General features: G+C 67.6%; 15 protein-coding genes and 1 pseudogene. 5 read left to right on the top strand and 11 right to left on the bottom strand.

From position 1 onward, the window contains the following. Nucleotides 1-615 carry a hypothetical protein gene (locus tag LL962_RS11550; protein ID WP_228316990.1) on the top strand — a complete coding sequence of 205 codons (615 nt, stop codon included), beginning with the start codon at nt 1-3 and terminating at the stop codon, nt 613-615. A 305-nt stretch (nt 616-920) separates the two neighbouring features. Here LL962_RS11550 and LL962_RS11545 read toward each other — a convergent pair whose 3' ends face one another. After that, on the bottom strand, nt 921-1,124 hold the full coding sequence (locus tag LL962_RS11545; RefSeq protein ID WP_228316989.1) for a hypothetical protein: 204 nt from the start codon (nt 1,122-1,124) through the stop codon (nt 921-923). Nucleotides 1,125-1,317: 193 nt separating this feature from the next. On the opposite strand from LL962_RS11545, the gene LL962_RS11540 reads away from it, so the two are divergent. After that, nucleotides 1,318-2,226 (top strand): AraC family transcriptional regulator, encoded by a 909-nt coding sequence (locus LL962_RS11540; protein WP_228316988.1) that lies wholly within the window; start codon nt 1,318-1,320, stop codon nt 2,224-2,226. Between the two features lie 79 nt (nt 2,227-2,305). Here LL962_RS11540 and LL962_RS11535 read toward each other — a convergent pair whose 3' ends face one another. From LL962_RS11535 to creB, 9 genes are all read right to left on the bottom strand, one after another. Further along, nucleotides 2,306-2,815, bottom strand: coding sequence for a transcriptional repressor (locus LL962_RS11535; protein WP_104587338.1), 510 nt, complete (start codon nt 2,813-2,815; stop codon nt 2,306-2,308). Nucleotides 2,816-2,828: 13 nt separating this feature from the next. Beyond that, entirely contained in the window at nt 2,829-4,232 is a 1,404-nt protein-coding gene (gene gltX / locus LL962_RS11530) for a glutamate--tRNA ligase (RefSeq protein ID WP_228316987.1), read from the bottom strand. 67 nt (nt 4,233-4,299) lie between these two features. After that, nucleotides 4,300-5,391: a DUF3616 domain-containing protein gene (locus LL962_RS11525; protein ID WP_228316986.1), complete on the bottom strand. Its 1,092-nt coding sequence runs from the start codon at nt 5,389-5,391 to the stop codon at nt 4,300-4,302. A gap of 157 nt (nt 5,392-5,548) precedes the next feature. Continuing rightward, the gene (locus tag LL962_RS11520; RefSeq protein ID WP_228316985.1) at nt 5,549-6,445 is read right to left on the bottom strand and encodes a carbon-nitrogen hydrolase family protein; all 897 of its coding nucleotides are present in this window, start codon (nt 6,443-6,445) and stop codon (nt 5,549-5,551) included. A gap of 84 nt (nt 6,446-6,529) precedes the next feature. Continuing rightward, the gene (locus tag LL962_RS11515) at nt 6,530-7,141 is read right to left on the bottom strand and encodes a GNAT family N-acetyltransferase (RefSeq protein WP_104587334.1); all 612 of its coding nucleotides are present in this window, start codon (nt 7,139-7,141) and stop codon (nt 6,530-6,532) included. A 41-nt stretch (nt 7,142-7,182) separates the two neighbouring features. Then, nucleotides 7,183-7,602, bottom strand: a complete 420-nt coding sequence (locus tag LL962_RS11510) for a hypothetical protein (RefSeq protein ID WP_228316984.1) — start codon at nt 7,600-7,602, stop codon at nt 7,183-7,185. A gap of 7 nt (nt 7,603-7,609) precedes the next feature. After that, on the bottom strand, nt 7,610-8,929 hold the full coding sequence (creD, locus tag LL962_RS11505; RefSeq protein WP_228316983.1) for a cell envelope integrity protein CreD: 1,320 nt from the start codon (nt 8,927-8,929) through the stop codon (nt 7,610-7,612). Between the two features lie 250 nt (nt 8,930-9,179). Continuing rightward, nucleotides 9,180-10,628, bottom strand: coding sequence for a two-component system sensor histidine kinase CreC (gene creC / locus LL962_RS11500; protein WP_104587331.1), 1,449 nt, complete (start codon nt 10,626-10,628; stop codon nt 9,180-9,182). Nucleotides 10,629-10,677: 49 nt separating this feature from the next. Beyond that, nucleotides 10,678-11,382, bottom strand: a complete 705-nt coding sequence (creB, locus tag LL962_RS11495) for a two-component system response regulator CreB (RefSeq protein ID WP_208621439.1) — start codon at nt 11,380-11,382, stop codon at nt 10,678-10,680. A gap of 160 nt (nt 11,383-11,542) precedes the next feature. On the opposite strand from creB, the gene LL962_RS11490 reads away from it, so the two are divergent. The 3 genes from LL962_RS11490 to mfd all read left to right on the top strand — a co-directional run bounded on the left by LL962_RS11490 (nt 11,543) and on the right by mfd (nt 17,239). After that, entirely contained in the window at nt 11,543-12,451 is a 909-nt protein-coding gene (locus tag LL962_RS11490; protein ID WP_104587330.1) for a 23S rRNA (adenine(2030)-N(6))-methyltransferase RlmJ, read from the top strand. Nucleotides 12,452-12,831: 380 nt separating this feature from the next. After that, nucleotides 12,832-13,374 (top strand): GNAT family N-acetyltransferase, encoded by a 543-nt coding sequence (locus tag LL962_RS11485; protein WP_003488532.1) that lies wholly within the window; start codon nt 12,832-12,834, stop codon nt 13,372-13,374. Between the two features lie 400 nt (nt 13,375-13,774). Beyond that, on the top strand, nt 13,775-17,239 hold the full coding sequence (gene mfd, locus LL962_RS11480) for a transcription-repair coupling factor (RefSeq protein WP_228316982.1): 3,465 nt from the start codon (nt 13,775-13,777) through the stop codon (nt 17,237-17,239). An 84-nt stretch (nt 17,240-17,323) separates the two neighbouring features. Here mfd and LL962_RS11475 read toward each other — a convergent pair. Then, nucleotides 17,324-17,575 (bottom strand): annotated as a pseudogene (locus LL962_RS11475) (hypothetical protein); the annotation flags it as partial.

The raw sequence follows: 17,575 nt of genomic DNA, 5'->3' as shown, positions 1-17,575 counted from the left end.
ATGAAATCCACTTTCATCGCCGTACTGCTCACCGTCTGCACCGTCGCTTCCGGCAGCGCCCAGGCACAGTCCATGGACGCCAACGCGCTGGCCGCGGCCGCCACCGGCGAGCGCTTCCAGTCCGGCAAGGACATGTTCCGCATGCTGCCGGGCACCGTCATCGATCAGCGTCGGCCCGCAACAGCGGCACCGCAAGCGAACCTGGCCAGGACCAATGGTGCGATGGCCCCGCCTGCCGGCAAGGTGGCTGCACGCATCGGCCCCTACGCGATCGTGTTGAGCGACTCGCCTGCGAACGCGCCGGGCCCCAGGGCGTCCGCCAACCGGGCATCGGGCGCAGAACGGACGATCGCGGCGGCGGTCAACGAACGCACCGGGCGCGCCGTCCTGGTTCGACCGCAGGTCAAACTGACCGGCACCACGCCGGCCACCGCGAACGTGTTGGCCAGCAGCACCAACGGCAGTATCACGTACGCTTCCACGATCGACGGAAGCGCGGTGATCAGCTACCCCAGCATCGAGCGAGCGCAGGGCGCGCTGGCGACGCTACAGCGCAGCAGCGGCATCGCCAGGGCGTGGCTGGTGGTGCAGCAATCGGTCATGGAACCGAACTGAGCGTAGCTGTCGGAACGACTGCGCTGCCAGGCAGGCACGGGCGTCGCCCGGGGTTCCCGAACCGAGCGTCCGTGGGCGCCCGGGAATCCTGGGCGCGTTTCCCGCGGCCGCTTTCTTGAGCTGCCTGTCCAGCACGTGCCTGTCGGCCGTCGGCGTACCACGCTTGCGGCCGGCCGCGCCGTTCGAGCATGGACCGGATAGCGCGTAGCGCTTGGCTGGCCATCCTCGCCATCGGCGCATCGGCCGTCCTGGGCGGCCTCGACCCGGCCATGTGTTGGTCCATCGAAACCTGTATGGGCGCTGGATCAGCGCCCTCCACTCCGCAGTCGCTTGTGCAGACTCCGGCGTTGCGTTTCGCTCAGCAGAGGCCCGTGCGTCTGCAGGATACCCAGGATCTGCCGGTATGCCTGTTCGGTGCGCAGGGCGAGTTCTGCCGTGGCGGCCGCCTCGAGCTTCTTCCACTCGGCTGGGCTGGTCGGCATTGGAAACGTGGACGGCTTTGCGGGCATGGAACGACGCAGGCACGAGACGGGCGATCATGATATCGGTTATGCGTGAGTGCCCGATCAGCGCCGGAGACGCCCTGCCGGCGGCCGGCGGCGCCATCGCCGATCGGGCCTCGCCTTGGCGGCCGCGTGACCTGCACTCTTGTAGCATCGATGGCAACGCGGCCACGCCGCCCTGTGCATCGATGAGTTCTGCATGTCTTCGCTGACTGAATTGAGCGCCCTGCTGCTGCGCCACGCACCGGCCGATGGCCTGCATGCGACCGGCATTCCCGGGCTGCAGATCATGCGCAGCGCCGTGCGCACGCTATCGATCCCGACCGTGTACACGCCGATGCTGTGCCTGGTGGCACAAGGCCGCAAGCAGGCAATGCTGGGAGCACAGGCCTATCACTATCATCCACAGATGTACCTGGTGGCCTCGGTGGACCTGCCCATCGTCGGCTCGGTGACCGAGGCCAGCACTGCGCTGCCGTATCTGTGCTTCTGCCTGGACCTGGATACTGCCGTCCTCAGCGAGCTGGCGATCAACCATCCCGAACTCGCCGAACCGGCGCGTACCACTGCCGCTGCGGGGTTGTTGCTCAACCGCAGCACGCCGCCGTTGCAGGATGCCGCGGTGCGGCTGGCGCGACTGCTCGATCAACCGCAGGAAATCGCGGCGCTGGCGCCGCTGGTGACGCGCGAACTGCTGTATCGGTTGATGGCCGATCCCGCCAATGCGGTCGTGCGCCAGATGGCGATCGCCGACAGCCGGCTCAACCAGATCTCCAGGGCCATCGTCTGGTTGCGCGAACACTACACCGAGCGCTTCAGCATCGAGCAGATCGCCGACCTGTCGGCGATGAGCCGTTCCACCTTCCACGCGCACTTCAAGACGGTGACCTCGATGACGCCGCTGGAGTACCGCTCGCACCTGCGCGTGCACGAAGCGCGCCGGCTGATGGTTGCCGACGCGCTGACTGCCGCCGATGCGGGCTTTCGGGTGGGCTACGAAAGTGCCTCGCAGTTCAGCCGCGACTACGCGCGCATCCTGGGCGAGCCACCGGCGCGCGATGCGCAGCGGCTGCGTGCAAGTACACCCGATGCGGCGGTAATGGCCTGAGCGCCGCGCTTGCGCTCCGTGACGCCCGGTAGCGGAACGCAGACGCCAGACAGTCGAGCAGCCGCCCGAACCGGACCGGCTAGGCCTCGGCCACCGCGCACTTGGCGCACAGGCCGTGCACTTCCAGCGTCTGCGCCTGCGGCTGGAACCCCAAAGCCTTGGCGCGGGCCTCCAGCTGCGACACCACGTCGCGGTCTTCCAGTTCCACCGCGCTATGGCAGCGGTCGCAGATCAAAAACGGGACCGAGTGCTGGGCGCTGTTGGGGTGATGGCAGGCGACGAAGGCGTTGACCGATTCGAGCTTGTGCACGAAGCCGTTGGCCATCAGGAAATCCAGCGCACGGTATACCGTGGGCGGCGCATCGGCACCCACACCCTTGCCTTCACGCACCCAGTCCAGCAGTTCGTAGGCCTTGACCGGCTTGCCGGCATCGGCGATCAGGCGCAGCACGTTGGCGCGGATCGGCGTCAGCCGCAGGCCGCGCTCGCCACAGGCGCGTTCCACCGCGCGCACGAAGCTGTTGGCGTCGTGGACATGATGGTGAGGCTCGGTACAGGCATGCTTCTGCGAAGGGGTGTGCTTGGTCATACGGGCTCCGGCGTCAGGCCGCTCCGATCTTGATGAGTGCGGCGTCGATGCGTTTCAAGGCGCCCTCGCGCCCGGCCAGGTACACCGTCTGCGAGATATCCGGGCTGACCTGCGTGCCGGTGATGGCCACGCGCAGCGGCTGAGCCACCTTGCCCATCCCCAGTTCCAGCGCGGCGGCGGCATCGTGCAGCGCCGCCGAGACGCTCTCCACGCTCCAGTCGCCCAGCGCCGCCAGCAGCTCGCGCACCTTGCCCAACGGCACTTCGGCACCGAGTTTCAAGTGTTTGATCACCGCCGCTTCGTCGTACACCTCCAACGGCCGGTACCAGACCACGGCCTTGTCGGCCATCTCCTTCAAGGTCTGCACGCGCTCGCGCAGCGCCACCACCACGTCCGCTGCAGCCGGGCCATCGGCTACGTCGATGCCGAGCTTGCCCAGCTGGTACTCCAGCTGCGGCGCGATGCTGGCCGGGTCGTCGGTCTTCAGATAGTGCTGGTTGACCCAGCCAAGTTTGGCCATGTCCAGCCGTGCGGCCTTGGAGTTGACGTCGGTGATGTCGAACAGGTCGAGTAGTTCCTGCCGGCTGAACAGCTCCTGGTCGCCATGCGACCAGCCCAGACGGGCCAGGTAGTTGATCAGCGCATGCGGCAGGTAGCCGGCGTCCTTGTACTGCATCACGTCGGCCGCACCGGTGCGCTTGGACAGCTTGGCGCCCTGCTCGTCCAGGATCATGGGCATGTGCCCGAAGCGCGGCACCGGCGCCCCCAGCGCTGCATAGATATTGATCTGGCGCGGCGTGTTGTTGATGTGGTCGTCGCCGCGGATGACCTCGGTGATGCCCATGTCCCAATCGTCCACCACCACCGCGAAGTTGTAGGTGGGGTAGCCGTCCGGGCGAAAGATCACCATGTCGTCGAGCTCGCTGTTGGCGATCTCGATGCGGCCCTTGATCAGGTCGTCGAACACCACGCTGCCGTCGACGGGATTCTTGAAACGGATGACACGATTGGGGTCGTCGCGGTACGCCAGCTGCTGCTCGCGCGCAGCCCCGTTGTAGCGCGGCTTTTCCTGCCTGGCCATGGCCGCCTCGCGCATGGCGTCCAGCTCCTCGCGGGTTTCGTAGGCGTAATACGCCTTGCCCTGCGCCAGCAGCTGCTCGGCCACCTCCTGGTAGCGGGCGATGCGCTGGGTCTGGTAGATCGGGCCTTCGTCGTAGTCCAGCCCCAGCCAGTCCATCGCTTCCAGGATGGCGTCGATGGCCGCCTGGGTGCTGCGTTCGCGGTCGGTGTCTTCGATACGCAGCACGAACTGCCCGCCGCGACGACGTGCCTCAAGCCAGCAATACAGGGCGGTGCGGGCGCCGCCGATATGCAGGTAACCGGTCGGGCTGGGGGCGAAGCGGGTGCGGCAGGTCATGGAGCGCTCGGCGAAACGGGGGTGGGCCGATTTTACCTTGCGCAGCGGGGCGCTGCCCGGCGACCGCTCAGCGGTTGCACAGCAGGTCGCCGTAGACCACGCAGTCGCCACCGCTGCGCGCCGGGCCAGGCGCGTCGTACAGCACCAGCCAGCTGGGACGCCTGCCGGCCAGCTGCGGCGGCAGGTCGCAGATCGCTTCGGCGCGATCGCTGTCCTTGCCATGCGGCAACACCGCCGATTCCAGCAGCGTGTGCTGGAACCGCACCGGCTCGCGGTTGGCGGCCAGCACCTTGCGCGCATCCGGCCATTTCAACAAGCGGATCTCGCCGTTCAGGACCATGGTCGGCCCGGCCAGCAGGTACAGATCGTCGCCGGAATAGTGCAGGTCGCGCACGCCCAGCCCACCCAGCTGCAGGAAATGCTTGCGCAGCAGCGTGCCGTCCTCGTCCAGTGGGGCCAGCCGCAGATGGTCACCATGCGCTTCCACTGCGATCTCCAGCAGCGCCGACCAGCCGCGCAGCACCGGCCCGCGCAGGCCCAGCAACAGGCGCTGGCCGTCGACCACGATGCCCTCGATGTCGAAACCGTTGTCCTTGCCGGGAATCTTCAGGAACGGGCCGAAATGCGGGTCCTCGGCCAACAGCTCGGTGAGCTGGTTGTGCTTGGCGTCGCCCTTCAGACGCAGCGCGCGGCGGCCATCGGCGGTCTGCCGCACCAGCCGCGGCGTGCCGTCGGCGTCGCGTTCGACCGGCAGGCAGGCCAGCAGGCGGCGGTTGGCGTCGAGCTTGAGTTTGGTCAGCCGCTTGGCATTGTCGGCATCGGTGCGGCCGGGTTTGGCGTTCTTGCGCTTGGAGCCATGCGAACCCACCACCCACAGATAGCCATCCGACAACCCCATTCCTTCCAGGTCGGCTTCCTCGGCATCCTCACCCGGCAGGTCCAATAGCTCGGCCAGCGGAAAACTCTGGCCTTCGCCGAAGCGCAGGCGTTCGCGCTGGCCGGGCTGCAACCTGCGCAACCGGTCCACCGAGCAGGCTTCGTCGCCGGCCACCCATAGCCAGTCGTCGGTGAATGCAGCACCGGACAGATTGCTGTGCACCAGCGCGCCCGGCGTGAACTCGAGCCGGACGCTATGCGGAATCAGATTCTTTTTGGCCATGGGTGCGTATGGACAACCGTGCTGGAGAAGGCCGCCAGTACACCACGATCACGGCGCCGGCGGGCGCTGCGCATGGCAGCACGGGCATGCCACGGACGTCCCAGCGGGCTTGCGAACGTGATCTGCCTGCATCGGCACTACGCGCAGTGTGGCGGCCTCATTCCCAGGTCGCCAGCCGGGCACGCGCGAGGCCGGCTCCCAACTGCCCGGACCAATCGCGATCATTGGCCACCTGCGCCTGGGCGCGGCTGGCTTCGAAGGCAGCGAAATCCAGCGCCGCATACGCCCATACCGCCTCGCCGCCGGTCTGCGCGAGCACGCCGTCGGCGGGGAAGCCCACATCCATCGGTGCGAACACCGCCGCCTCACCGGTATTGACGTCCAGTGCCGGGCTCCAGGGCGCCTGCCCGGCGGTGACCGACTGCGCGACGAAGATGCGGTTCTCCAACGCGCGCGCCAGGCAGCCGACGCGCACGCGGGTGGCGCCGGCGTCGGTGTCGGTGCAACTGGGCACGATCAGCAGGCGCGCACCGGCTTCGTACTGCGCACGCACCGGCAGCGGGAATTCGCTGTCATAGCAGATCGCGATCGCCGCACGCACGCCGTCCAGGTCGAACACCTTCAGCGCATCGCCCGGCTCGATCAGCCCGGTCGCCTTTTCGAAGCCGGTGAGCTGCAGCTTGTCCTGCCACCCGTGGCGGCCATCCGGCGTGAACCAATCGCTGCGATTGCGGTAGCGCCCCTGGCCCAGATCCAGCAGAAAGCTGCCGGATATCAGATGCAGCCGGTGCTGCCGGGCCAGCCCGGCAAACAGCTCCAGCCACGGTGCACGCAAGGCCTGGATGGCCGCCAGCGACTCTGGCAGGCCGGCGGAGATCTGCGTGCCGAAGGTCGCGGCCAGCTCCAGCGACAGGTATTCCGGCAGCACCGCCACGCGCGCGCCGGCCAGCGCCGCCTCGCCGACCAGGGCCGACACGCGTACGGCGAAGGCGTCGAAATCCGCCGGTCGACCGATCGGGTACTTGGCAACGGCGATGGTGAGCGGCGCATTCATGGCGGTTTCCTGTGACGGGAAGCGGGAACAAGTGCAGGCGACCCGCGCGGGTGGCAGGCGGCCATGCCGGAAGTACGGGCGCAGCTAGTCCGCCAATGCGCGCGTCCATACACTCAAACTGTGGTCGATCTGCCCGCGTTGCAACTCCGCCCACGCCAGCCGCACCTGCATGTCCGGCTGCGGCGCATAACCGCGCTTGCGCCAGAACGCATCGTTGGGCCGATAGTCGGCTGGCTTGCGCGGATCGTCGGGCGTGCGTTCCACCGAGCAGAAGGCGGTGAGCGCGAAGCGGCCCAGCGCGCGCGCATGCGCTTCGCGGCGGTCGAAGAACGCATGGCCGATGCCCCGCCCGCGATACGCGGGCAGCAATACCGATTCGCCGAAATAGAACACGCTGGCCGGATCGATGCCGGCGGCACGGAACGGTGCATGAAACGCCTCGCTGTCGTCGAGCAGCGGCAGGCCGGTGGACGCGCCGATCACCGCATCGCCATCGCGCGCCAGCACGAACACGCTCTGCGGCGAGGCCGCATACGCCGCCAGATAGTCGCGTTCGTAATCGGCATCGCCCTCGTACAGATAGGGCCATGCACGAAACACCGCAATGCGCAGCTGCGCCACCGCATCCAGATACGGCAGCACCGCATTGCCGCTTACCGCTTCGACGATGAGGGAGGTACCGGTCATGCCGGCCATGGTAAGCGAGCCGGACGTATCGCGCTGCCCGCCACCGCCGCTCAGCGCAGCCAGCTGCCGTGGCGCTGTTGCAGGGCACCGGGCTGTTGCCACATCAACCACACTGCCGACGCTTCCGCCGCCACCAGCACCCCGAGCAACGCATCATTGCTGCGGGTCCAGTAGCTGCCATTGCTCAGGCGCTGCCATGGCCCGTAGCGACGCAGGCCGGCCTCCCCCTGCGTCATCTGCTGCCGTGACGCCTGCAGGAAGTTGCAGCCACCGGTGCGCAAGTCCTCGGCGGTGCGGTCATGCAAGCGCAAGCCGATCACCCCGCCGCGCCCCTGCCCGGCCCACGGCAAGGCCGATAGTGCCGAGCCTTCCCACTGTTGCGGTAGCGCTGCGGGAAGCAGCGCCACCGTGTCGATCCCGGCGGGCAGCAAACGCTGCGCCCGCCGGACCAGTTGTGCCTGCGCTCTCATGCCGCTCTCAGCGCAGACTATTGCCAAGTTCGTACCAATCGAGTTTGCGGGTCACCCACATGATGCTGGCCAGGATGCCGAACAGCAGCAGGGAGCCCATCAGCAACGCGTTGTCTTCGGAGATCAACAGGCTGTACAGCACCCCATACAGGGCCGTGAGCATCACCGAGAATCCTGCTGCGCGGCCCCAGCTGCGCAACACGCCCGACAGGTAGAAGAACTGCAGCCCGATGCACGCTGCGGCCGAGAGCAGGTACGCCTTCCAGAACGCGATCTGCTCGGACAGACTGAGCAGCAGCAGGAAGAAGATGGCCAGCGCCAGGCCGACCAGGAGGTATTGCAGCGGATGGATGGGCAGGCGTTTGATCAATTCGAACAGCACGAACGCCACGAAGGTCAGCACCACGAACAGGATGCCGTACTTGCTGGCTCGGTCGGCCTGGGTATACACGTCCACCGGATCGACCAGGCGCACCTCCAGCGTGTCCAGCGCATCCTGGCTGGACTGCAGCTGGGTCTGTGCGCCGGTGGCCAGCGACGACAGCGACCAGGTGGCCTCGAAACCCTTGGGCCCGATGCTCGGCGCATTCGGCAGGAAACGGCCGCCGAAGGAGGGGTGCTGCCAGGCCGAGCGCAAGGCGATCTCGTTGTTGTCGGCGATCGGCGCGATGGCCAGCCGGCGGGTGCCGTCCAGCACGAACTGCATGTTCACCACGCTGCCCTCCTGCAGCCGTCCGGCGGCCGTGTCGGTCAGCGGGCTCAGCGCGGCATGCACGCCTGCGGAGCGATCGGCCAATGCACCGGCACCGCTTTCCAGTGCCACTGCACGCCCGTCCACCTGCAACCGCGGGGTGCCGACCAGCCCGCGCACGTCGGAGATGCCTACCGCCAGATGCGGCCGGCCGTAGACGCGGGTCGGCACGGCAGCGTAGTCCAACGGCGCATATTCCGCGTGCAGGGTGGCGTTCCAGGAATACACCTGCACCCGGTACAGGCCCACTTCGCGGACCGACGGCACCATCTCGCCGCCGAGTTTCAGGCGACGCGGCGTCTGCATCAGCACGCCTTCGCGCTTGCGCCAGACCTTGCGCTGGTTGCCCTGCTCGTCCGGCTCGGTCACCTGCACCTCTTCGGTATACGGCAGCACGCGCACCGGCGCGATGAATTGCTGCTCGCCGGCCTTGCTCTGCGCCACCCGCTCCACCGCCTCGTCACGATAGCGGGCACGGTCCTGCACCGCGCCACGGATCAGCAGCAAGGGGATCAGCAACAGCAGGATCAGCCCACCGATGGTGGCGAACCGCAACAACAGTTTCAGGGATTTCATCGACCGTCCTCGTCTTGGAAGCGGCCAGGGTGCGACGTGGCGGTGTCGGGGGTTTGAGGCGAAATTGAAGCGAGTGTGAAGTGCTCTGCGTACGCTGCCGCGTCGGCGCCGTCAGTCGATGGCAACGGACCCGCGCGGGCGCCGGGGACGTGATCGGGGCGGCCACGGGCAGGTGTACAGCACGCCATCCCGCTACCGTGCTGCGCTGTGCGGGCGGCCTGGCAGAGCCGCCCGAGGCCGCTGGCCTCGCTCAGGCGATGGGCACGCGCAACACGGCCACTGCGCCGCCGCCCTCACGATTGTCCAGCCTGACCTCGCCGCCATGCAGGCGCGCCACCTCGCGTACGAAGGGCAGCCCCAGCCCGGAGCCGCGCTGGCCGGTCTGCGGGCGCGCCAGCGAGTAGAAACGTTCGAAGACGCGCTCGATCGCATACCCTGGAACACCGCTGCCGCGGTCTTCCACCAGCAGCTGCAGCTGCGCACCCTGCAGTTGCATGCGTAGCTGCACACGGCTGCCTGCGGCTGAGAACGCGATGGCATTCTCCAGCAGGTTGATCAGCGCCTGCCGCAGCAGGAACGCATCGCCGTGCACGGCCTGATCGCCGGCCGTCAGGCATGCAGCATCGATCTCGACCTGCACCCCGGCGCTGGCGGCGCGTTGCGCCACGGCTTCCACCGCCGCCTGCAGCAAGCCGGACACGTCGATGCGCTCGCGCCTCTGCAGCCAGCCGTGCTGTTCCACCTCGGCCAGCGCCAGCAGTTTGTCGATGGTCTCGGTCAGGCGCCGCTCCTGCGCCCGGATGCTGGCGACGAAGTGCTGGCGATCGGCGTCCGGCAGCGGCTCGCTCAGCAGTTCGGAGGCGCCGCGAATCGCGGCCAGCGGGCTCTTCATCTCGTGCGTCAGCGATTGCACATACTGCTCGACATAGGCCTTGCCTTCCAGCTGGCGGCGCATGGTTTCCAGTGCCTGGCCCAGATCGCCGATCTCGTCGCTGCGCGGTGCCGGCGGCGGCACCGGCTGGCCGGCACTCACTGCCTGCGCATAGCGATTGAGCCGGCCGATGCCGCGCATCAGCCACCAGGTCATGGCGATGCCGATCAACGCCGAAATGCCGATCAACCAGGCGCCGCGTTGCAGGATGTTGCGCTGGCTGGCCTCGATGAAGGGGTCGATACTGCGGTTCGGCTGGGCCAGGGTCAGCACGCCGATCAGTTTCCCGGAGTCATCCGGCGCGTAGATCGGTGCAGCCACGTGCATCACCGTCGCGGTGGGATCACCATCGTTCTCGGGGCTGGAACGCGCGCCATATTCGCCGCGCAAGGTGCGGTAGACATCGTTCCAGCGCGAATTGTCGCGCCCCACGTCGCGGCCCAGCGAATCGAACACCACCACGCCGCGCGCATCGGTCACGGTGACGCGGTAGTCCACGTTGTTCTTGCGGAAGCGCCACACCCAGGCCTTGGGATCGCGCTGCTGCGCCTGCGCCAGATGGCGGGCGAAGCTGCCGCTGGCAATCGTGCCCTGCGCAAGCTCGGGGCCGGCCATTTCCGCAAGTACATTGGCCGCATCCACCAGCGTGGATTCCATCGCCTGGCGCACGCCGGGCTTGACCTCGTTGACGAACACCCGCATCACGAAGAACGCGGCCAGCCCGACGATCAGGAAAAACCCCAGGAACAGCTTCAGACCCAGCCGCATCTCAGCGCCCGGCCCGGGGGACGCACGCACGCCTGGGCGAGGTCATCGGCTACACCTCCAGGGCGTAGCCGAGGCCACGGTGGGTGCGGATCGGATCGGTCGGCACGCCGGCCTCGCGCAGCTTGCCGCGCAGTGTCTTGATATGCGTATCGACGGTGCGATCGGCGCTGTCGGCGCTGGCGTCCCAGCCGCGGTCCATCAGCTGCGCGCGGCTGAGGATGGCGCCGGGCCGCTGCAGCAGCGCGGCCAGCAGCGCGTATTCGTAGCGGGTCAGCGGCAGCAGGGTCTGGCCGTAACGGATGCGGCTGCCTTCGCGGTCGATCGCAAAGGCGCCATGCGGCTGCCAGCCGGCTTCGGCGGCTACAGGCGCCGCCCGCCGACGCAGCCGCGCCCGCACCCGCGCCACCAGCTCGCGCGGAGAGAATGGCTTGGCCATGTAGTCGTCGGCGCCCAGCTCCAGCCCCAGCACCCGGTCGATCTCGTCGTTGCGGGCGGTCAGGAAGATCACCGGCACCTCGCTGAAGCTGCGCAGGCTGCGGCAGACGTCGAACCCGTTGATGTCCGGCAGGCCCACGTCCAGCACCACCACATCGGCAGGATCGGCACGCAACCGCGCTAGCGCCTCGCGCCCCAGCACGCAATGTTCGGGCGCATAGCCCTCGCTGCGTAGCGCGTACAGCACGGTATCGGCAATGGCGGCCTCGTCTTCGACGACGAGCACGCGGACAGGAGCTTGGGACATGGCGCGCAGCATAGCCGCATGCGCGCGTGGTCTGCAGCGCCGTCGTCTCCCGCTCGCCCAGCACCGCGGGCTGCACCCGCTTTCGCAACGCTTGCCGGCCGGGTCCCGCGTCCGCACGCCGCCAGCCACCCGCGCAACAGCGCAAACGCGCCCGCCCGCTTACACTGCCGCGATGAACTATCGCCACGCCTTCCATGCCGGCAACCACGCCGACGTGCTCAAGCACATCGCCCTACTGGCGCTGATCGACTCGCTCAAGCGCAAGGACACCCCATTCTTCGTGCTCGACACCCACGCCGGGCGCGGCCGTTACCAGCTCGGTGGCGAGGAAAGCCGCAAGACCAGCGAAGCCGACGCCGGGGTACTGCGATTGATGGCCCAGCCCACCCTGCCAGACGTGGTCGAGCGCTATCTGCGTGCGGTGCAGGCCGACAACCTGGCGCCTGCACGCCCCGTGACGCCCGGGCAGAAGCCGGCCCGCCCCACCGCCGGCATCCAGCTCGATCATTATCCCGGCTCACCGCTGCTGGCCGCACAGGCGCTGCGCGCGCAGGACCGCATGGCGTTCTGCGAACTGCAGGCCGACGAGGCGCAGGCGCTCAAGAGCCTGTTCGACAAGGACAGCCGCGTACGCGTGCATGCCGGCGATGGCTATGCGGCGATCCGCGCCTTCCTGCCACCGCGCGCGGGCGACATCAAGATCGGCCGCGGGCTGGTACTGATCGACCCGCCGTACGAGGCGCAGGACGCCGAGTACCCGCAAATCCTGCACAGCGTGCGCGAGGCGCTGGCGCGCTGGCCGCAGGCGATCTGCATGGTGTGGTACCCGATCAAGCTGCGCCGCAGCCTGCAGCCGTTCATGCGCAAGGCCGCCGCGCTGCCGGCCAAGTCGGTACTGGTGGCCGAGCTGCAGGTGCGGCCGGACGACTCGCCGCTGCGCCTGACCGGCAGCGGGCTGTTGATCGTCAATGCCCCCTGGCAGTTCGACCGGGTGCTGGCGCCTGCGTTGCCGGTGCTGAAGCAGCATCTTGGCGAACCCGGCGCCTCCACCCGGCTGGAGTGGCTGCGGCAGGACGCCTGATCCGCCGCCGACGGTCGCGGCTGCCGGCGGCAGCCGGGGCCGGCTGGCGCTGCAGCGCGACACACGCCGGCCGTTACCGTCCCACCACCTGATCGCGCGCCCCCCGCTTCGAGGCGCGGCAACGCACGCCGGCCCGCGCGTGTCCGGGCCGCCAACCCGGCTGCCGGAGCTGCGTGTGCGAGCGTGCCACGGGAAGCCCTGCGGTCGGGTGGCCGCCCACGCGCACCCGGCACTCTCACGACTGGCTCACGGCTCGGCTCGTTACAGTGACGTGGGAAGCACTGTCACCGCTTGTCGATCCCTCGCCGCGCACCGGATTCATTCACGGTTGCGCGCCGTGCTGGTGCCAGAATCTTCCGATCTTGAAGGAATTACCGGTCATGGCCATTCGCAATCGCATGCCTCCGTGGCATGAAAACTTCAGCCTGCCCAATGGCCGCACCCTGCTGCTCCGTCCGATCCGCCCCGAGGACGGCCCACCCTTGCAAGGGGCCTTCAGCCTGCTGGGGCCGGAGGAAATCCGCGCGCGCTTCGTGCGCTCCTCCACCGAGATCACTCCGGAGATGGTGCAGCGCCTGACCCATCCCAATCCCAAGAGCGAGATCGTGCTGGTGGCCGCCGAGCAACTGCCTCCGGGCGAGGCCTTGGTCGGTGCGGTCGCGCGCGCCGCGCTGGTGCCCGGCACCCGCCAGGCCGAATACACCATTCTGGTCAGCAGCTTCGTCGCCGGCCAGGGGTTGGGGCGGCAGTTGATGCGCAAGCTGGTCAAGTGGGCGCGTCGCAAGTACCTGGACTGTCTGTTCGGCGACGTGCTGCAGAGCAACGTCCCGATGCTGCAGCTGGCCGAATCCCTGGGTTTCAAACCGCAGGCGCATCCGGAATCGCCGGAGCTGGTGCGGATGGTGCTGGAGTTGGATGCCTGAGGGGCTGGGATTCGGGATTTGGGATTCGGCTTGGAGCTGGCGATTTGCGGCTTGGTTGCAAGCACCAGTCGAGTCGGTCTGTGTGCCTAGCTTTCGATAAAACCACCAGCAAACTCTCTGGCGCGGTGTCCTTACCGATTGCGGGACCGTTGGCGGCATGGATGCCGCCAACGAGCCTCCAGGGACGGATTCACGGCGTGTCCCGCGAGCGGTAAGGGCGCCGCGCACTCGACCAGCGTGGCTTTGGACTCTCCAGGCCCCACAGAAAGCCGCCAACAAAACAGATGCACGAGCTCGCAAGGGCTGTACCCCCGCAGCGCCCTTCGGCATGCACCGTGCGAATCACCTTTCACGCCAGATGGACCGGCCGCGGCGGGCGCTCTGATAAAATTGCCGGCTGATGCCGTCGCCTACCTACCCTTCTCCGCCGCTGCCCAAGTCCGGCCAGCTCCGCGCCTACTGGCGCGCACCGTCCTCCCCCACTGCGCTGGCCTGGTCGATCGCCCGCGCGGCCGAGGCGCATGCCGGGCCGCTGCTGGTGATCGCGCGCGATAACCAGAGCGCGCACCAGATCGAATCGGATCTGCTGACCTTGCTGGGTGACTCGACGGCGCTACCGGTGGTGCCGTTTCCCGACTGGGAAACCCTGCCCTACGACCAATTCAGCCCGCACCCGGAGATCATCAGCCAGCGGCTGGCCGCGCTGCATCGCCTGCCCGGACTGAGCAAGGGCGTGGTAATCGTTCCGGTGCAGACGTTGCTGCAGCAGCTGGCACCGCTGAGCTACATCGTGGGCGGCAGCTTCGACCTGCGCGTCGGCCAGCGCCTGGATCTGGACGCGGAAAAACGCCGCCTGGAAAGCGCCGGCTACCGCAATGTGCCGCAGGTGATGGACCCGGGCGATTTCGCCGTGCGCGGCGGTCTGCTCGACGTGTTTCCGATGGGCGCGGACGCACCGCTGCGGGTGGAGCTGCTGGACGAGGACATCGACTCCATCCGCGCCTTCGACCCGGAATCGCAGCGCTCGCTGGACAAGGTGGACGCGGTCAAGATGCTGCCCGGCCGCGAAGTGCCGATGGACGACGCCAGCATCGAGCGCGTACTGGCCTGCCTGCGCGAACGCTTCGACGTGGATACCCGCCGCAGCGCGCTGTATCAGGACCTGAAATCCGGCATCGCCCCGTCGGGCGTGGAGTATTACCTGCCGATGTTCTTCGGCAAGACGGCCACGCTGTTCGATTATCTGGACAGGCGCGTGCTGCCGGTGATCGCCACCGGTGTCTCCAACGCCGCCGATGCATTCTGGACCCAGGCGCAACACCGCTACGAACAGCGTCGCCACGATGTGGAACGCCCGCTGTTGCCGCCGGACGAGCTATACCAGTCGCCCGATGCGCTGCGCGAGCGGCTCAACAAGCTGGCGCGTATCGAAGTGTGGGCGGCCGATCACCCGCGCATCGACGAGGCGTCCGCGCTCGGCGACCAGCCATTGCCGCCGCTGCCGGTGGCCGCGAAGGACGCGCCCGCCGGGCAGGCGCTGGCGTCGTTCCTGGGCCATTACCCGGGCCGGGTGCTGGTCGCCGCCGACTCGGCCGGCCGCCGCGAAGCGCTGATGGAAGTGCTGGCCGCCGCGCAACTGAAGCCGGAGGTGGTTGCCGACGTGCCGGCATTCCTGGCCGGCACGCTGCGCTTCGGCATCACCGTGGCGCCGCTGGACGACGGCTTTGCGCTGGATGCCCCGCAGATCGCGGTGCTGACCGAGCGCCAGCTGTTTCCGGAGCGGGCAAACCAGCCGCGTCGCACCCGCCGCGTGGGACGCGAGCCGGAAGCGATCATCCGCGACCTGGGCGAACTGTCCGAGGGCGCGCCGATCGTGCACGAAGATCATGGCGTGGGCCGCTACCGCGGGCTGATCGTGCTCGATGCCGGCGGCATGCCCGGCGAATTTCTGGAGATCGAATACGCCAAGGGCGACCGGCTGTATGTGCCGGTGGCGCAGTTGCACCTGATCAGCCGCTATTCCGGCGCCTCGGCCGAGACCGCCCCGCTGCATTCGCTGGGCGGCGAACAATGGACCAAGGCCAAGCGCAAGGCCGCCGAAAAGGTCCGCGATGTCGCAGCCGAACTGCTGGAAATCCAGGCACGCCGACGCGCGCGTGCGGGTCTGGCGTTGCAGGTGGATCGTGCGATGTACGAACCGTTCGCGGCCGGCTTTCCGTTCGAGGAAACCGGCGACCAGCTGGCCGCCATCGATGCGACCCTGCGCGACCTAGCCAGCAGCCAGCCGATGGACCGCGTGGTCTGCGGCGACGTGGGCTTCGGCAAGACCGAGGTCGCGGTGCGTGCCGCGTTCGCCGCGGCCAGCGCCGGCAAGCAGGTCGCGGTGCTGGTACCGACCACGCTGCTGGCCGAACAGCATTACCGCAATTTCCGCGACCGCTTCGCCGATTACCCGATGAAGGTGGAGGTGCTGTCGCGCTTCAAGAGCACCAAGGAGATCAAGGCCGAACTGGAGAAGGTGACCAGTGGCGAGATCGACGTGATCATCGGCACCCACCGGCTGCTGCAGCCGGACGTGAAGTTCAAGGATCTGGGCCTGGTGGTCGTCGACGAAGAGCAACGCTTCGGCGTGCGGCAGAAGGAAGCGCTCAAGGCGATGCGTGCCAATGTGCACCTGCTCACGCTCACCGCCACGCCGATCCCGCGCACGCTCAACATGGCCATGGCCGGGCTGCGCGACCTCTCCATCATCGCCACCCCGCCGCCGAACCGTCTGGCGGTGCAGACCTTTATCACCGCCTGGGACAACACGCTGCTGCGCGAAGCGTTCCAGCGCGAACTCAGCCGCGGCGGCCAGCTGTATTTCCTGCATAACGATGTGGAGAGCATCGTACGCATGCAGCGCGATCTGTCCGAACTGGTGCCGGAAGCGCGCATCGGCATCGCGCATGGGCAGATGCCCGAGCGCGAGCTGGAACGGGTGATGCTGGATTTCCAGAAGCAGCGCTTCAACGTGTTGCTGTCGACCACGATCATCGAATCGGGCATCGACATCCCCAACGCCAATACCATCATCATCAACCGCGCCGACCGCTTCGGCCTGGCGCAGCTGCACCAGTTGCGTGGCCGCGTCGGTCGCTCGCATCACCGCGCCTACGCCTACCTGGTGGTGCCGGACCGCCGCTCGATGACCTCCGATGCCGAAAAGCGCCTGGAGGCGATCGCATCGATGGACGAACTGGGCGCCGGCTTCACCCTGGCCACCCACGACCTGGAGATCCGCGGCGCTGGCGAACTGCTGGGCGAGGACCAGAGCGGGCAGATGGCCGAGGTCGGTTTCAGCCTCTACACCGAACTGCTGGAACGCGCCGTGCGCAGCATCCGCCAGGGAAAGCTGCCCGACCTGGATGCCGGCGAGGAAGTGCGCGGTGCGGAAGTGGAGCTGCACGTGCCCTCGCTGATTCCCGAGGATTATCTGCCCGACGTCCATACCCGCCTGACCCTGTACAAGCGCATTTCCAGCGCGCGCGATGCGGAGGCCTTGCGCGAGTTGCAGGTCGAGATGATCGACCGCTTCGGCCTGCTGCCGGATCCGGTCAAGCACCTGTTCGCCATCGCCGAGCTCAAGCTGCAGGCCAATGCACTGGGCATACGCAAGCTGGATCTGGGCGAAAACGGCGGACGGCTGGTGTTCGAAGCAAAGCCCGCGATCGACCCGATGACCATCATCCAGATGATCCAGAAGCAGCCGAAGATCTACGCGATGGACGGCCCCGACAAACTGCGCATCAAGCTGCCGCTGCCCGAAGGCGCCGACCGCTTCAACGCCGCACGCGGCCTGCTGGCGGCGTTGGCACCGGGGTAAGGAAGCCTTATCACGGTTACCCCCTCCAGAAGATTAGCCTCCCTCTAGATTCCCTGGCGCGCTTGGCGCCAGGGACACGACGTGCTAGTTCTTACAAGTGTATTGATGCTGATATTCGCCGCCCTGCACGTTGTACCTGTCAAATATTTTTGTCTTGGCGATGTATGTCAACGGTGCTTTTAATGGCCCTGGACAATAGAACTCCAACTCTATGGTTTTGTTGGTTTTGTCTATGTTGTGCACCTCGGAGAACTTCTTTAGTCGCCCCTGAAAAACCCCTCTCAAGCACCAACTACCATGTTTGCGGGCCACACGGTGCTTGAGGACGTTGAGGAA

The organism is Xanthomonas sp. NCPPB 1067 (genome assembly GCF_020783795.1).
Lineage (GTDB): Bacteria > Pseudomonadota > Gammaproteobacteria > Xanthomonadales > Xanthomonadaceae > Xanthomonas > Xanthomonas melonis.
This window is presented reverse-complemented; position numbering and strand designations above follow the sequence as displayed.

What these genes read in the sequence shown, in the direction of transcription:
- LL962_RS11550 (WP_228316990.1), top strand. Translation starts at nt 1, where the DNA reads ATGAAATCCACTTTCATCGCCGTACTGCTCACCGTCTGCACCGTCGCT.
- LL962_RS11545 (WP_228316989.1), bottom strand. Translation starts at nt 1,124, where the DNA reads ATGCCCGCAAAGCCGTCCACGTTTCCAATGCCGACCAGCCCAGCCGAG.
- LL962_RS11540 (WP_228316988.1), top strand. Translation starts at nt 1,318, where the DNA reads ATGTCTTCGCTGACTGAATTGAGCGCCCTGCTGCTGCGCCACGCACCG.
- LL962_RS11535 (WP_104587338.1), bottom strand. Translation starts at nt 2,815, where the DNA reads ATGACCAAGCACACCCCTTCGCAGAAGCATGCCTGTACCGAGCCTCAC.
- gltX (WP_228316987.1), bottom strand. Translation starts at nt 4,232, where the DNA reads ATGACCTGCCGCACCCGCTTCGCCCCCAGCCCGACCGGTTACCTGCAT.
- LL962_RS11525 (WP_228316986.1), bottom strand. Translation starts at nt 5,391, where the DNA reads ATGGCCAAAAAGAATCTGATTCCGCATAGCGTCCGGCTCGAGTTCACG.
- LL962_RS11520 (WP_228316985.1), bottom strand. Translation starts at nt 6,445, where the DNA reads ATGAATGCGCCGCTCACCATCGCCGTTGCCAAGTACCCGATCGGTCGA.
- LL962_RS11515 (WP_104587334.1), bottom strand. Translation starts at nt 7,141, where the DNA reads ATGGCCGGCATGACCGGTACCTCCCTCATCGTCGAAGCGGTAAGCGGC.
- LL962_RS11510 (WP_228316984.1), bottom strand. Translation starts at nt 7,602, where the DNA reads ATGAGAGCGCAGGCACAACTGGTCCGGCGGGCGCAGCGTTTGCTGCCC.
- creD (WP_228316983.1), bottom strand. Translation starts at nt 8,929, where the DNA reads ATGAAATCCCTGAAACTGTTGTTGCGGTTCGCCACCATCGGTGGGCTG.
- creC (WP_104587331.1), bottom strand. Translation starts at nt 10,628, where the DNA reads ATGCGGCTGGGTCTGAAGCTGTTCCTGGGGTTTTTCCTGATCGTCGGG.
- creB (WP_208621439.1), bottom strand. Translation starts at nt 11,382, where the DNA reads ATGCTGCGCGCCATGTCCCAAGCTCCTGTCCGCGTGCTCGTCGTCGAA.
- LL962_RS11490 (WP_104587330.1), top strand. Translation starts at nt 11,543, where the DNA reads ATGAACTATCGCCACGCCTTCCATGCCGGCAACCACGCCGACGTGCTC.
- LL962_RS11485 (WP_003488532.1), top strand. Translation starts at nt 12,832, where the DNA reads ATGGCCATTCGCAATCGCATGCCTCCGTGGCATGAAAACTTCAGCCTG.
- mfd (WP_228316982.1), top strand. Translation starts at nt 13,775, where the DNA reads ATGCCGTCGCCTACCTACCCTTCTCCGCCGCTGCCCAAGTCCGGCCAG.